At 55.0% G+C, this 13,584-nt stretch carries 19 protein-coding genes; 7 read left to right on the top strand and 12 right to left on the bottom strand.

Going from position 1 to position 13,584, the window contains the following annotated elements:
• Positions 1 to 545: 545 nt before the first annotated feature.
• A complete protein-coding gene (locus CU102_RS12095) occupies positions 546 to 785 on the top strand; it encodes a hypothetical protein (protein ID WP_106711365.1) in 240 nt (79 codons plus the stop codon).
• Positions 786 to 896: 111 nt separating this feature from the next.
• Here CU102_RS12095 and CU102_RS12090 read toward each other — a convergent pair whose 3' ends face one another.
• Positions 897 to 1,832 (bottom strand): tetratricopeptide repeat protein, encoded by a 936-nt coding sequence (locus tag CU102_RS12090; protein ID WP_133624652.1) that lies wholly within the window; start codon positions 1,830 to 1,832, stop codon positions 897 to 899.
• A gap of 441 nt (positions 1,833 to 2,273) precedes the next feature.
• On the opposite strand from CU102_RS12090, the gene CU102_RS12085 reads away from it, so the two are divergent.
• Positions 2,274 to 2,531, top strand: coding sequence for a hypothetical protein (locus CU102_RS12085; protein ID WP_106711363.1), 258 nt, complete (start codon positions 2,274 to 2,276; stop codon positions 2,529 to 2,531).
• 166 nt (positions 2,532 to 2,697) lie between these two features.
• On the opposite strand, the gene CU102_RS12080 is transcribed toward CU102_RS12085, so the two are convergent.
• Both CU102_RS12080 and CU102_RS12070 read right to left on the bottom strand, forming a co-directional pair.
• Positions 2,698 to 3,036, bottom strand: a complete 339-nt coding sequence (locus CU102_RS12080) for a hypothetical protein (RefSeq protein WP_106711362.1) — start codon at positions 3,034 to 3,036, stop codon at positions 2,698 to 2,700.
• 796 nt (positions 3,037 to 3,832) lie between these two features.
• Complete coding sequence (locus CU102_RS12070; RefSeq protein WP_106711360.1) at positions 3,833 to 4,279, bottom strand: DUF982 domain-containing protein; 447 nt, start codon at positions 4,277 to 4,279, stop codon at positions 3,833 to 3,835.
• A 253-nt stretch (positions 4,280 to 4,532) separates the two neighbouring features.
• Here CU102_RS12070 and CU102_RS12065 point away from each other — a divergent pair, with 253 nt between their 5' ends.
• Positions 4,533 to 4,775, top strand: a complete 243-nt coding sequence (locus tag CU102_RS12065; RefSeq protein WP_133624648.1) for a hypothetical protein — start codon at positions 4,533 to 4,535, stop codon at positions 4,773 to 4,775.
• A gap of 264 nt (positions 4,776 to 5,039) precedes the next feature.
• On the opposite strand, the gene CU102_RS31125 is transcribed toward CU102_RS12065, so the two are convergent.
• Together CU102_RS31125 and CU102_RS31120 are read right to left on the bottom strand one after the other, a co-directional pair.
• Positions 5,040 to 5,285, bottom strand: coding sequence for a DUF982 domain-containing protein (locus CU102_RS31125; protein WP_106711564.1), 246 nt, complete (start codon positions 5,283 to 5,285; stop codon positions 5,040 to 5,042).
• Positions 5,251 to 5,568 carry a DUF982 domain-containing protein gene (locus CU102_RS31120; RefSeq protein ID WP_425351543.1) on the bottom strand — a complete coding sequence of 106 codons (318 nt, stop codon included), beginning with the start codon at positions 5,566 to 5,568 and terminating at the stop codon, positions 5,251 to 5,253. The genes CU102_RS31125 and CU102_RS31120 overlap by 35 nt, the downstream gene beginning before the upstream one ends.
• A gap of 700 nt (positions 5,569 to 6,268) precedes the next feature.
• On the opposite strand from CU102_RS31120, the gene CU102_RS12045 reads away from it, so the two are divergent.
• On the top strand, positions 6,269 to 6,679 hold the full coding sequence (locus CU102_RS12045; RefSeq protein WP_106711357.1) for a DUF4126 domain-containing protein: 411 nt from the start codon (positions 6,269 to 6,271) through the stop codon (positions 6,677 to 6,679).
• Positions 6,680 to 7,699: 1,020 nt separating this feature from the next.
• Here CU102_RS12045 and CU102_RS12040 read toward each other — a convergent pair.
• From CU102_RS12040 to CU102_RS12015, 7 genes are all read right to left on the bottom strand, one after another.
• Complete coding sequence (locus CU102_RS12040; RefSeq protein ID WP_245425311.1) at positions 7,700 to 7,990, bottom strand: hypothetical protein; 291 nt, start codon at positions 7,988 to 7,990, stop codon at positions 7,700 to 7,702.
• Entirely contained in the window at positions 7,987 to 8,178 is a 192-nt protein-coding gene (locus CU102_RS12035; protein ID WP_106711355.1) for a hypothetical protein, read from the bottom strand. Before CU102_RS12035 ends, CU102_RS12040 begins: the two co-directional genes overlap by 4 nt.
• A complete protein-coding gene (locus CU102_RS12030) occupies positions 8,166 to 8,405 on the bottom strand; it encodes an ABC transporter permease (RefSeq protein WP_106711354.1) in 240 nt (79 codons plus the stop codon). Before CU102_RS12030 ends, CU102_RS12035 begins: the two co-directional genes overlap by 13 nt.
• A complete protein-coding gene (locus CU102_RS29815; protein WP_166648534.1) occupies positions 8,406 to 8,576 on the bottom strand; it encodes a hypothetical protein in 171 nt (56 codons plus the stop codon).
• 1 nt (position 8,577) lies between these two features.
• A complete protein-coding gene (locus tag CU102_RS12025) occupies positions 8,578 to 9,237 on the bottom strand; it encodes a carboxypeptidase (protein WP_106711353.1) in 660 nt (219 codons plus the stop codon).
• A gap of 815 nt (positions 9,238 to 10,052) precedes the next feature.
• The gene (locus tag CU102_RS31240) at positions 10,053 to 10,274 is read right to left on the bottom strand and encodes a DUF4376 domain-containing protein (RefSeq protein WP_106711352.1); all 222 of its coding nucleotides are present in this window, start codon (positions 10,272 to 10,274) and stop codon (positions 10,053 to 10,055) included.
• Positions 10,275 to 10,305: 31 nt separating this feature from the next.
• Entirely contained in the window at positions 10,306 to 10,560 is a 255-nt protein-coding gene (locus CU102_RS12015) for a hypothetical protein (RefSeq protein ID WP_245425310.1), read from the bottom strand.
• A gap of 152 nt (positions 10,561 to 10,712) precedes the next feature.
• On the opposite strand from CU102_RS12015, the gene CU102_RS12010 reads away from it, so the two are divergent.
• The 3 genes from CU102_RS12010 to CU102_RS12000 all read left to right on the top strand — a co-directional run bounded on the left by CU102_RS12010 (position 10,713) and on the right by CU102_RS12000 (position 13,142).
• Entirely contained in the window at positions 10,713 to 10,919 is a 207-nt protein-coding gene (locus tag CU102_RS12010) for a hypothetical protein (RefSeq protein ID WP_106711351.1), read from the top strand.
• A 202-nt stretch (positions 10,920 to 11,121) separates the two neighbouring features.
• Positions 11,122 to 11,457 (top strand): c-type cytochrome, encoded by a 336-nt coding sequence (locus CU102_RS12005; RefSeq protein WP_106711350.1) that lies wholly within the window; start codon positions 11,122 to 11,124, stop codon positions 11,455 to 11,457.
• A gap of 302 nt (positions 11,458 to 11,759) precedes the next feature.
• The gene (locus tag CU102_RS12000) at positions 11,760 to 13,142 is read left to right on the top strand and encodes an adenylate/guanylate cyclase domain-containing protein (protein ID WP_133624646.1); all 1,383 of its coding nucleotides are present in this window, start codon (positions 11,760 to 11,762) and stop codon (positions 13,140 to 13,142) included.
• The last annotated feature ends 442 nt before the right edge of the window (positions 13,143 to 13,584 follow it).

Raw genomic sequence — 13,584 nt, 5'->3', positions numbered from 1 at the left:
GCGCATTTCTGATAGGTTACGGGCTCCTGGTCCGGCTAGCCGCTAGTTTGATATACTCGGTGCAGCCTTCATTGGCTTCATTCCCGGGACGGGAGTTTTGCCCCGCGGCACTTTTGTCCCCGGCGTGTTGGTGGAAACAGACTTGATAGTGCACTCACCGGCACCCTCGGAGTTTCCACACGTGGGCTTACCTTTAATGCAACCCCCACTCGCGGAGTTCCCACTGTCCACGCAAGTCACTCCGTTATCGCTCCAGGGCTTGCCACACGAGCCCCGTTTCGTACCGGTGGTGACGGTTACCACAGAGCCGTCCGAGCATTTGATGCTTGTGGTAGCCTGGGCCAATGCCGCACTGAGGCCACCCATGGCTATGAGAACCGCAAGAGCTAGACCTGATACACATGTCCGCATGGTAACCTCCCGCTTCACTACAAATGACACGGTACTCCTACGCCTGGTTGGTGTCGACGTGGCAGCCCCCACCACTTCGGACTAGTGAGCCAACTCAAGCGTGACATTCTCGGCCAATGGTAGGATTGTGTCTCATGGACACTGCCCGCCACATTCTCGTTGTTGCATTCACTCGAGCTGACGATTGTCAGCTTGTGCCGGCATATGATCCCATGCAGTTCGACACTGAAGGAGATGCTACGCGGATGGCCCGCTCCCTGGCTGCAAGCTGCGCGGGCGTGTTGGCCTGGAGCCGTGACGCCGATGCTGACACTGGCACTTATGGACCACCGACAATCCTGTTTCAGTCTGGCGATGTGCCGGAGATGGAATAGACAAGCTACTTCCATTGTGGTCTCAACCGAACCCAACCACGACCGATACAATGCAATTTCGGGGAAGCCCGCATGGCGATTGCCAGCCCCCCAACCCCGGGCAACAAGTTTCTAAGTCCCTGAAATAATGCCCGCACCCGCCATCTCTTCCATGGCTTTTTTTGCTGGTTCGTCGCCATTGTCGGATGCCTTCTTGAGCCATTCCGCCGCTCTGCTGTTGCTTTGCTCTACACCTCTACCACGATAGTACATTAAGCCGAGATTGCGCTGCGCAACGGGCTCACCGAGTGCTGCAGCCTTATTGAACCAACTTAAAGCAGCTGCATCGTCCTGCTTCACGCCCTGTCCCATGAGGTAAAGGTAGCCGACGTTGGTTTGCGCACCGGCAACTTCCTGGACGGCTGCCTTATTAAGCCACTCAAAAGCTATGGTGTCGTCCTTGGGAACGCCTTTACCTTCCAAGTACAACTGACCGATATTCGCCTGAGCTGGACCAAACCCCTGCTCGGCAGCCTTGCGATACCAGTAGACCGCAAGGTCATAGTACTGGGCCACCCCGGAGCCAACCTCATACATGTAGCCAAGATTGTTTTGTCCCTCCGGGCTACCTTGCATCGCCGCTTTGCGGTACCATTCGGCGGCCAACTTGTCGTCTCTTGGTACCCCATCGCCGCTACTGTATAGGACACCAAGGGCGACTTGCGCTGGTGCAAATCGCTGCTCGGCAGCCTTTCTGTAATAATCCGCCGCTATAGCTTTGTCCCGCTGAACACCGTCGCCTCTTTCGTACATTATTCCAAGCAGTGTCTGGGCGGGGGCCATCCCCCCTTTGGCCCACGGCTCTAGCAGTCTTAGTGCCTCTGTATAATTTTTTGCGAGTAGAGCATCACGGCCCCTCTCGAATGAGTTGAAAAACAGCCAATACCCCAACAGGCACGCTGCAAGAACTCCGGCAACAATCCAGACCGTTCGTTTGGGTTTTCGATGCAATGAAGGATATCGGGATTTGTAATCTATTGTTTCGCTTACAGTCGATTCTTCGCTCAATTTTGCCCCCCGGCTGATCCCCTAAATATTCATATCAAACCTGTTCGCTTTTGAAAGCGTATTTACGGCGGCTACCATAAATCCCGACGGTCAACGCCACCATTGTCGTTTGCAGACCAAGTACGGGTAATGCCGGCGCTGTAGCGCATAGTAGTTCGTAGGAGCGCTCTCCAATCGCGTATCAGGGACTCCCTAGGCGATACGTTGGCAATGGAATAGGATAAATTTCCTCCAACCTTGACTCTTTTCCTGCACCAGACCATCTTATGGGCAACGCGGTAGCGACGGCCGTTCCAAACACAATTTGAACATTGAAACTCTGTCTGGCATGGGGACGGACAGGCATGTCTCGACGAAAGGAGGCGCCTGAAAATGACCCGCAGCCGCGGCGCGATAAGATACATATTGCCTCTAGCGAACGCGCTATAGGGGATAGCCTACTTGCTCTTCATATTTCTTCTGTTTCTGGCCGTCTTCCTGCATTCGATCTGGAAGGCTTACCAGGACTTTGCATTCTATCGAAACAACGACTGGGACTATTCAGTCGATAGCGGCGTCGAAATCTATCACGGGGATTCCACCGACAAAGAAGCCAGAATAGGCAACCGAGACCGGCTTATTTATGGCCATGCATTCATACTGACTGTGAGCGGTATTTCGTGTTTGCTGGCCTGGCATTTATGGGATTCCGACATCTGAACGGCGCGATAATCCAAAAGGATTAGTGCCGGAACACGCGCCCCTCTGCTACCGTTTGGGACCATGGAAGACTACAAACCGTTCAAAATCGCTTCAGTCCTGCGGGACGGCCGCGCCGTAGGCATCACGTCAGCGTATGACGCGTGTCGCAGGGTTCCAATTTCAATTAGTGGTAACCCTCAAGGCCCTGTCCGCAACCGGACAATCGGAATATCCGGGCCTGTTCATTCGCGAGAGGTACAAGCGTCAGCATCTTGTTCATGTTGTACGATTGTCGGGGTTGGGCGCGTTCCGTTTGGGCTGCGATTGCGGCGATGATGGCAATGTCTCGGTGGCCCAAATCAAACAGGCGAAATACCTGCTTGGCCAAGCGGTCGGCATACGGATGGTTTTTTGGGGATCGGCCCAAATTCTTCGAGGCGCTGTCATGGGCAGCTTGCAGCACTAACCAATCATCGGCGAGTTTGAGTGGGGTGCGGGTTTTGAGATTTTGGGCGATCAACATATCTGTCTCCTCGCGGTTAATAGGCGGGAGCAGATACTCTCAAGCGTCAGTGGCCGTTTCATGCCTGACGACATTCAACTAACGCGCTTAAATCATCAGTAAGTCAATGGATTACCCATCACGCTCTTGAGCCTTCGCAATTCCGTCTCCACTCACAGCAAAAAACGACGCTTCGGCGTCCGCCGACTGGAAAATTGGAAGGGTGGCATAAGAGTAGACGGAGTCGAAGATAACGGCCCGTTTGTCCGCCATCGGACACATTCGGAACGTTTGTCACATTCGCAAGTTTATAGCGAGTTGGAGTCCGTCCCCAACAGAAGCCTGGTGAGAAGCCACCCCGTTTCAACGCGTCAGGCCTCACCTTGCGCCGTGAATGCCATGGATGATGAGGTATGTAGAAGTAGCGCGAAAGTAATTTGGCGACCGCGGGGTTAATCGAATGACAGACGATCATCCGTATTGATTTGAGCAGACGGTGAAAAGCTAACCGACTGAGTGCCATGAGGGTCAATTGCAGTTTCGGCAGATCGGCATATAAATAGAATTAATCATAACGATCGGAGTGGCCGTGGGCAAAAAACTCAACAACAAGCTTGAATGCCCCAAATGCCATACAATTTATCTTACCCTCACGCAAAACATAGAACCGAAGACGCCCATCCACTGCAGCTCTTGCGGCACATACCTTGGCACGTGGATCGAGCTTGAGTCCGATTTCATCGCCCAAGGTGGGGAAAGCGGCGTATTCGAGATGCGCGAAGGTCAAATCATTCGGAAAGATTGACTGTGGCCCGTTTTAGAGTTTTTGCTGATTGATATAGATGCCTGCCTCGCGAGCCGCGTCGACAAAGGCATTCCTCGCCTTCGTGCAGGTGATTTTTCCGTCGAGAGCGTCAAAACACGCTTGTCGGGCCTCTGAGAGCATCTCGCCCTTCGCAATTGGCCAATAGAGGACCAGCCATTCGGCGGCCTCTGCCACTGAGCATATGTTCCCCGTCTTACCGGTGGCGCCCATCGACACCGTCACGTGTGGAAATGGTAAATCCCGTGTGCCCCCAAGAAGTTTGTTGGAAACGACCGTTTCGGGCTCAGCCTCCCGCAGGCGAACCAACAATGCCAGGAAGCGTTCGTCGATACCCGCCGTCTGGTATCGACTGCGCAGAGCATCCCTCAACTCGGATTGCTTGAGCAGTGCTCTTGCAACCTTCGCCTTGGGATTCTCCTTTTCATTCTCAACCATCATCGTCGTCCCTCAGCCCACAACCATCAGGAATGGCTTTGGTTCCAAGCGACACTAATGCCGAAATAGCGCACTGCAGAGATTTATCGCAGCGAGCATAGGCTAGCTGGCGGAGCTAGCGCCTGGATTGAAAGACATCTCGTTGACGCAGGCCAACATCAGGTTTTTAATATTTCTGTCGCTGGTAATATCAACGGCACACCAGCGCTTGAGAGATGGAACGCGCTCCCGCCATTTGGTGGAGGAGGAGCATTCTATGTCACAGCATCTTTTCGACCAACTCACCTATAGCGAAGACGATTGGCATATCATGGAGAACGCGCACATCAGGGCGTGCGAGTTGCTTGGCGAACACCCGGCCCATTATGAGAACAATGACCGCCTGGCCCGAACGATTATGCAGGTCTTCGGCACAGGTGCCCGCGATTATGAAATCATTGCCTCGATAGCCGCACAGCGCGAAAGAATCATGGTTTACCTATTATCTACGCGTCATTGAGATGCCGGATACACCTGTAGCGCCTGCTTGCGCGAGAAAGGATTCGCCCATTTGGAACCGCAGGGTAGACTGTTGCGGTCGCCAGGTAATATCGGCCACTGGTGTTTGTGAGATAAGATGTGCTCCCGCCCTAAGCGGGCATATTCTTCGAGACCACGCCGAGACCTCCGCCGACTGGGAAGCTGGAGAGGTGGTATAAGAGTACGCCGAAACGGCGTTCAGGTTAGCGCGATCGCACGACGCCAAATTATTCGGAAAGGGTGCTCATCCCGCAATGTATATATTTGCGTCCTTGGCTGCTTCGATGAATTTAGTTCGCGCGAGGTCCGCATCGATATTTCCATCCATTGCCTCAAGGCAGGCCTGTCGGGCAAGACCCTGCCATCGTGTGCGCTTGCCTGGCCACTCCGTCAATAAGAACGCTGCAGCCTCCATTACCGATGTGATGTTCCGAACCTCGCCGGGCTTTCCGGTCTCAACTGTCACGGCGGGGAAATGGACGTTCTCCATTTTCCGAAAACGCTGAATCGTTCACCTTGTTCCTGACAGACCTGGGCGGGGCTGTGGCTCGCGTTTTTTCCGCCACGTAAACGTCGATTTCCTTGGCGGCCTCCACAAATGCAATCCTTGCGTCGTCCACCGATGCCTTCTCTTTCAAGGCATTTGCGCACATTTCCACGGCCGCCGTATGTTTGGGGCCGCACTGTTTTGTCCAACCGTTTTCCAAGAGTTCGGATGCCTGTTCTACGGAAGTGACGTTCAGAACCGTGCCCGAGCGTGGAGATTGGATCATCACATGTTCGAAGGATGAATCGCGCATGACCAAGAAATGCGGGACGTTCGACTTGGTTCCAGATCAATTAAAGTTGTTGGGCGCGCGACGCGATTTGCGAGTGCGCCTCAGCGGGGGATGAGCGGCCTGGCACAAGAGCAAGCCTAGGCGACGGGCCTAAGAGCTGACGCTACCGCATAGCGCGGGCGCAAATCCATTTTTCTATTGTTGCAGCGAGCTCGTTGTCCGTGTCATCTTCAATATGCAATGGATCGGGCCTCCGGATTGGACAAAGCGATGATTTTGCTCTTGGCACTTCTGATCGGGATGGTAGCTGGTTTGCGCGCAATGACGGCATCGGCACCTTTCGGCTGGGCGTGGACGGCAGTTGATCGGTGATCAGCTCCGCCGCCAGCGAGACAATTCAATAAGGCATTCGTTGAGGCTGCAAGAGAGTCTGGAATTTATGTCGAAACGGTTACTAGGCCGCCACCGACTGGCAAGATTGATCGATGGTACAAGAGTAAGCAGCGGAGACGATAACGAAGCGTTTGTCGGCTACTGGACATAGCCGGAACATTTGTCCCATTCCTAAGTTTATAACGAGTTGGAGCCCGTCCCCAACAGAGGCCTGGCGAGGATTCACCCGCCCTACCCGTCAAATTGTCAGGCCTCACTTTTGGGTGGGCACGATTAGTCCGTGGTAGCGGGTTTGCGCGCAATGACGGCACCGGCGGCCATCAGTTGGGCCGCCTATCTCGGTTGGCTGCATCTGGGTGACAGTTGGCTCGCGTCCCTTGGATATGCCTTCACACAGTGGATATTTACCGTCCTGGCAATCGCGGAGCTGATCTCCGATCAACTGCCGTCCACGCCCAGCCGAAAGGTGCCGATGCAATTTGGTGCACGCATTGTCATGGGAGCATTCTGTGGCGCGGCCGTTGGTATCAGTGGCGGATTGGTCATAGGCGGCCTTATCGCGGGGATGATCGGTGCAGTAATTGGCACTCTGGGCGGTGCCGAAATCCGTGGGCGTCTTTCCAGAAGCTTTGGTCAAGATCGCCCGGCGGCACTCATTGAGGACGCCGTGGCCATCGTTGGTGCATTCCTGATCATTCTTCCTTTGCCGTGAGGAAATGGGCGGCGACAGAGATACGACCGCCGCCGACTGGAAAACTGGAACGGTGGCATAACAGCAACTCCCGCCGCCGAAAATCCTAAAACTCAAAGTTTTGGGTTTGATCCGCCTCCACTGTTGATACACTCGACGTAAGGGAGGACTGAGGATGAGCAATATATCTACTGTGTGCGCACTTTTGGGCCCAGGCTTGGCTGGCGTAATAGCGCTATTCTTTCTCATCGTTATTAAAGAGCGCAGATCAAAGGCAAGGCGGATACTTCAATAACGACCCGTTAAGGGCATTCGAAACGACTCCGCGACCACCGGAAAGCTGGTGCGCTGGCATAAAAGCAAGCAACGGCGAAGGACATAGAAGCAAAAACCCGCCAGCGGTGAGGCTGACGGGCTTTCAGATAGCAAGCGCGCTGGCGCCGTTAAGAAAGGTTCAAATACACACCACTCAGGTCCAGTTTCCTGAAATCGTCCCGATCATGGGACGATAAGAGCCAATGTGAATACTCGTTCGTTGGCTGTTCTTGAAATCTGTATTCAGGCATAGGATTGGCCTTTATTGGCTGGGCCTGCAATTTCTCTGCCCTTTTCGGATCATCTGAAATGATCGTTTTCTCCGTTCAATTCGCGAGGATAAAAGTGCTTTCTCTTTATCCAACGGAACAACGGCCAAAATAATGGCCGTCACGAATATCCACATGATCCGTGAAAGTGCGCTCGTCTGGCCTTCAGAAGTCTCTATCTGGCACGTAAAGGCAGATGGAATGGTCTATGGATGGGGCACCTGTGGTAGTACAGCGATGAAAGAACTGATCCTTTGATCGCTTGATGCGGGTGTCGCGGTATGGAATCAACTCTCCGGTTGCAACAACGCGGTAACCGTTTGGTGTTTCTTTGATAGCCCCATCCTTCTCCTGCCAGCAGTCAATCGTGCTGCAACACTCTGCCCCGTAACGCCAACCCAATGGCGCATCGTGCGCTGTTGCAGAGGTGACAAACAATAGTGAAGCGATGAGCACCTTATGGAACACGCAAGCCTCCATTGATGATGAAAGCGACAAAGCCCAGAATCATGGCAGATACAAAAAGCCACATGATCTTGGAGAGTATACCGCTGACCTTCTCGATTTTCTTGTCCAGATCGTCAAAGCGCTTGTCCACGTTCTTCCACTTCTCGTCTGTGCTGCCTTCTTTGATCCGGGACTGCATCTGCCATTGCTCAAGCGAATTGAGCCGCGTGATGATCGACTGATCGACGTGCTCCAACGAATTTACGCGGGCGCGGAGATCCGCATCATCAGGTGTTGTCATGGCTTCCATCCGCAGAGTTTCTTGCCCTTCAGATTGAACGCCAGCATGTCGGCGACTTCCTGATCGGACATTGCATCGATCGTGGCCTGGGACGGCCGGAATGGCTTCGAGATGCTACAAAACGACCCGCCGATAGTCTGGCAAGCCGTCAGGATCATCAGCGAGGCGATAAGCGCTATCTTGACCATTTGCTGAGTTCCTTCCGGTTCTCATCCGGATCATTCCCGGCAATGGCCTGGTCAATCCGCTGAGCCTCTGACATAGCAACAGCATCGCGTGCGGCCTGCTTCCCACGCTCTGCATTGGCGCCGCTCGATCGACCTTTCATCCATGCGCCGGCAATCGCGGCAATGACCGCTGCAATGCCGATGAACACGCCGTTGCCACCCGTGAGTAATGAAAGCAGCGCGGTCATTCACTTGGCCTTTGGGAGGTTCGGGACAGCCCACACGAGCACGGCGGTCAGGGCAGCAATCAGGTTCGAAGCCGTGACCTCGTCGACACCAAGATCAATCCCATAAAAGGACTTCGCAAACGAGAGCGCCACCATGACAGCGGCAACGAGGAATTTTGAGTACGACAGCATGTCAGCTTCCTTTCTTGAAGAGCCGTGAGAAAAGGGCAAGGAGACTCGCCAGCAGCGATTGCGGCTTGACGGGCTCGGGAGTGGCGGGAATGGGCGTGGATGCTTCTGGCGGGGCTATGGGAGCCGGTCCGACTAGAGCTTCGTCGCCATAACCATCAGCCTTCAGTAGATCATCGAATTGTTCGGCATATCCGGCGATCAGGGCGGCCTTGTCGGTGCCATTGATGATCCGGCGGGCATTGACGAAATCCGACTTTGACAGCGTCACGTAGTCATCGAGCTTCTTGCCGGTGAACGTGCCGAGCTTCATGCCTTTGACGATGATATGGACGGCCATCTCCGGCTGCTCGGCGAGTTGCGGTTCCTTGAGCAGATCAAGCCCAAGACGCCTCGACCAGTCCGTGTAATTGCGCCGGCCGGTGATCTGGACGAACCCGCGGCCCATGAACTTCTTGCCATCGCCCGCCACGGTGTTGCCAAGGTCCTTACGCCCCTCGTAGCGCTTTTGCGCAGACGTCGGGCCCCAGATTTCCCGCATGTACTTGTAGGCGCCGGTTTCGTGCCAAGCGGTTGCCAGCACATAGGCACACTGATTACGCAGCAGCCCTTCCCGCTCGCATGACTCCACGAGCAGGCGCGTCGATGGTTGCACCAAGTTCATGATTCTATTCCTGATTGTGTGGGGGTGTGGTATAGTTAGGGAAGCTGAAAACCAGGCTATCAACCGGTCCGGCCCCGTCGCTGTAATGAGTATCCGGCAAGTTCGGCTTAGGAATTTGTCGTCGGAGCTACCGTCTGGCGGAAAGCCTGGCTAATGGTAATGTCCCAGCTAAAGTGAGGCTTGGTCTGTTACTCAATTGCGGGCCAAGTCTTGCCACCCACGATGACTTTGCGGGGCGTTCGTTTCGCAGTAAGGTGAACCGCTTACTCTGCCGAGCAGTAGAGGCTTGGTCGAACAGTCGCTGGGCAGTGAGTGACGACCAAGCCTCGACCCATTCAAAGCAACCTCGTCAGGAAATTTGTGCATTGCACAAGAATTGAGCCCATGTATTGTATCATGGCGCCAATCCCCGGTTGGCGGAGGCTCGCTCCACCGGTATTTTGCGTTCTGGTGGAGCGGGTCTCGTCTATCGCGGTCTAGCTACTTCGATGTATAGCCGGAACGTGTCCTGGCTGCAGGCATTGAGTAGATGTCGGGAGAGCCCACATCTCCCCGGCAGGGGCTCGGTGCGATTCGCCGGTCTCGCCCTGCCATGCGCCGAGCCTCACGGATGCGTTTGCTCGCTTGGCTTCGGTCTCAATAGGCCTCACTTTTTTGGAACACCTTCCGCGCGGACGGCGGCTCAATCATTTATTAACCATGCAAGAGCAGCCTTTCGTCGCTGACCCCTCCCTAAGTCCCCAGAGTAGTCAGCACCCGACCGCTGTCCCCATCGGCGGTAGCACTCGCGGCGCGAGTCCGACGTAGAATCTGAATTAGGCGTATGGCGGCCAGTGGCTGTCGTCGGAAAAATCAGACGGAATGGGTTCAAGTGCTTTCAGCGCCCATGCAGCTGCATAAACATCCGACACGAATGCAGACGATTGTAGGAACAGGTTCACGATCTGGTGAGGCGTCAACTCGTGATCAACGTTGGTCCCATCGCGGAATACGGTTGTGGTGGTCGTGTCACCGGAAGCGATACGAATTTGCGCCACGCTGAGAAGCGCTTGCAGATTTCGGGCATCCTCATCCCGACCGGTTAAGCGCCTGAAAGTGCGCGCCGGCAAATGCCCCTACTCCGATACTGTCGTAGTCGATCGATGCACCAAGTTGCCGGGCGATGGCATGTACCCTGCCCGCAGATTTCAGCAGCTCATCCTCTCTTGCCTTCCACTCATCAACGTGCGTTGCAAGGAAGCCATGAGAAGCGACAGTGGCGCACTTGTCATTACCGCTATCCGCAACGTCGAACCCGACACGCTTGACGCATGATGGACCCATCGAATACACCAATATGGTTCGCCCGCTCCAGGGTGGCGCGCCTGGCCTAAAGAGCCAGCGCAGTCGATGAGGCGCTCGGCGGTGCGGAACGCTAAGGTGGAGAAAGCGTTTCCACTGTAGGCGGCATCCATTAGCGGGCGGAGGAAATTCAAATGACCGATAATAAGCCAACTTCCAATTGGAAGAAACGCGCTCCGGGAAAAGCCGGAGAAACTTACACCGTCGATCACCTCATGGAAGCATTCAACCTCAACAAGGATGATGCCGAACAGTTGATCATTAAATACAACGGTGATTGCGAGAGGATCAATGCTTCGGTAGGTGCACGAAAGGTTCGAAGGCTCTCCACTCCGCAATAGAAATCCGTTTGCCGCGAGCTAGTCTGCTCGGGCTGGGTTTGACCGGCGAGTATTCCCTGTCCCTAGGTCCGTACTGAACATCAAATCATCCATCTGCGCGTATACACTGATTTGTTTCCTATGTGAAGGATTATTTTCACATACCTTGTTAGCTCCGACGGATATCGGGATTCTCGCATAGCGCGTTGAAAAGAGTAACTAATTGATTGTTGCCCCCAAGGTAGGCATCGCAGAAATCCCCAAAAACACAGGTGCATCAGCCGAAGCTCTGACCTGGAATCCAAAACTCTCCGAATATGCAATGGCCCGAGCTTCTTGCGGACGACGGCTGGACGGGAGGGTTCCCGCCCCAGCCATGCCTTGGCGGCAGTTTTCGCATCTGTCGGATTCGGATGCTGCTGCTATCGCGGCCTACCTCAAGAGCCGTCCGCCACTGAAGAACAAGGTTCCCGGTCCGTTCGGGCCAGGCGAAAAGGTGTCGAGCCTCATGATGCGGATCTTGCTGCCGGGCGAAACCGTAGCTGCTGCGCCGAAGTAGAAGGTCGGCATTTGCAGCTTCCTTGCGGTCCTGCCCAGCCTGCGCCGCCGGCGGGGTTGCGGCGGCGGCAAAGCTAGGTCGAACGATGAAAAGTGTGGAATTGTGGACATACTGGACGCTGCCCGCAGCCTCCACGAAGCAGCAGCAACAGCAACCCTCAACAAAGCATTGCGGGCTTATGAATGCTAGCTCGTTGCTGACCGGAACGGCCGGGAGCAATTCCGTCTCGTGAACCGAGTTCAGAGTCGATTGCCTGCGCCGTATCGTGCTAAACTGACGTGGCGCGAGCCGTGTTCTGGACCATGATCAAAGTAACCGCTCTACCTGACCAGATGAACTTCGAGGTTGCCGCCGGCGAGACGTTGCTCGAGGCTGCTTTGAGGTCGGGTGTGCCGTTTGCCCATGCCTGCGGCGGCCGGGCGAAATGCTCGACCTGCCGCGTCTGGGTTCTGGACGGCGTGGAGGGTTGCCCGAACCGGAATCGAGACGAGAGCTTGATGGCGGAACGACTGAGGCTGGCGGATGAGGTCCGGCTGGCCTGTCAACTCAAGCCGGAGGGCGAGCTTCGCGTCCGACGCCTGGTGCTGGATGAGACCGACTTGATAATAACCAGCCAGCTTCTCAGTTCTGCCGAGACGCGTTCCGGCGAGTCGAAACAGGTTGCGGTTTTCTTCAGCGATGTCGCCGATTTCACGAAACTGTCCGAGCAGCTTTCGCCCTATGATGTGATGTATCTGCTCAATCGCTACTTCGCCCAGGTTGGCGACATCATAGAGCGGAATGGCGGGTTCATTGACAATTTCATCGGCGATGGGCTGATGGCAATCTTCGGAATCGACGATCAGCGGGACGCTCCGCTTCGAGCCGTCAACGCGGCGATTCAGACCGTTGCCACAGTCGATCGCCTGAAGCCGTTCTTTGCCTCTATGTACGGCATCGATTTCGATATTCGTATCGGTCTCCATTATGGCGAAGCCGTCATCGGCACATTGGGCTTCGGCGGAAACCAACGCCTCACGGCAGTCGGGAACGTCGTGAACCTGGCCAGCCGGATCGAAGCCGCGAACAAGGATGCCGGGACACGACTGCTGATTTCCGAGGCGCTTCACGGCCAGATCGCCGACAAGGTGGAGGTCGGCGATTTTGTCAGGGTACGCCTAAGGGGTACCTGCGAACGTACGAGCCTGTTCGAAGTCATCAGGCTCAAGCCCGAATGCGACGCTGAACTGAACGCCAGGCAACCCCGCGAAGCCATCCGTCATGCCGGCAGGAGGTGGGTCCGCGCATTTCCCGAGGACGAGCTTCAGCCCCACGAACGACGGATTCTCGATTTCGAGGATTACGATGTCGTCGTCGTTCGCGGAACCGACAGCTACTGCGCCTTCAACAACGCCTGCCCGCATCTTCATCTGCCGTTCTACGAACGTCGAAAACCTGCCGAGGTGAAGACGCTCAATCTCCCACACACGGAGAGCACGATCACCAGTGATCACGGCCTCGTCTGCCGTTGGCATCAAAGCTGTTTCGACCTGTTTTCGGGCGAAATCAGGAACTGGGCGCAGTTGCAGCAGGATGGTACTGCGCCGGGCTATGAACACACAGGTGACATCTCGAAAAATCCCACCAGGCTGACGGTATACCCCTGCCGAATACAGGACGGATGCCTGTGGATCGGGCTCGACTGACAAGGAACGGTTTCGGTTTCTTCGGCGGATGCGTTTCGCTCTGACCCGCTGGGATCCTTGTCATCCTTGAAACTCTCCTCGAGAACCTGAAACTCAAGCTGGGTGAGAAACTGATCCACGATGCCTAGATTCGTTGCTTGCATCCGCACTAAACAGCTTCTATGTGGCTGAAAGATAATGACATTGTGGTGATCCTAATAGATTGAATGCTATTTGCGGAATTCGGCAACTCCGGCGTTTCCAACTTAGAACCAAGCTTTTTTTCGATCCGGTGACCTTGTTACCGTTACGTACTTTACGGCTGACCAATATCCTTCGATGCTATCGGAGCCACCAGTACCCGAGTTCGGTGAGGTGAGCGATGTAGATGGCATATTCATGGAAACTGTGCCCCGCCGAGATGGAGGCATAAACGCCGATAATTTTCTTGGTTTAGCGACGT

It is taken from the genome of Phyllobacterium brassicacearum, from assembly GCF_003010955.1.
Lineage (GTDB): Bacteria > Pseudomonadota > Alphaproteobacteria > Rhizobiales > Rhizobiaceae > Phyllobacterium > Phyllobacterium brassicacearum.
The sequence above is the reverse complement of the archived record's forward strand: the minus strand, read 5'-3'. Positions and strand labels throughout refer to the sequence as shown.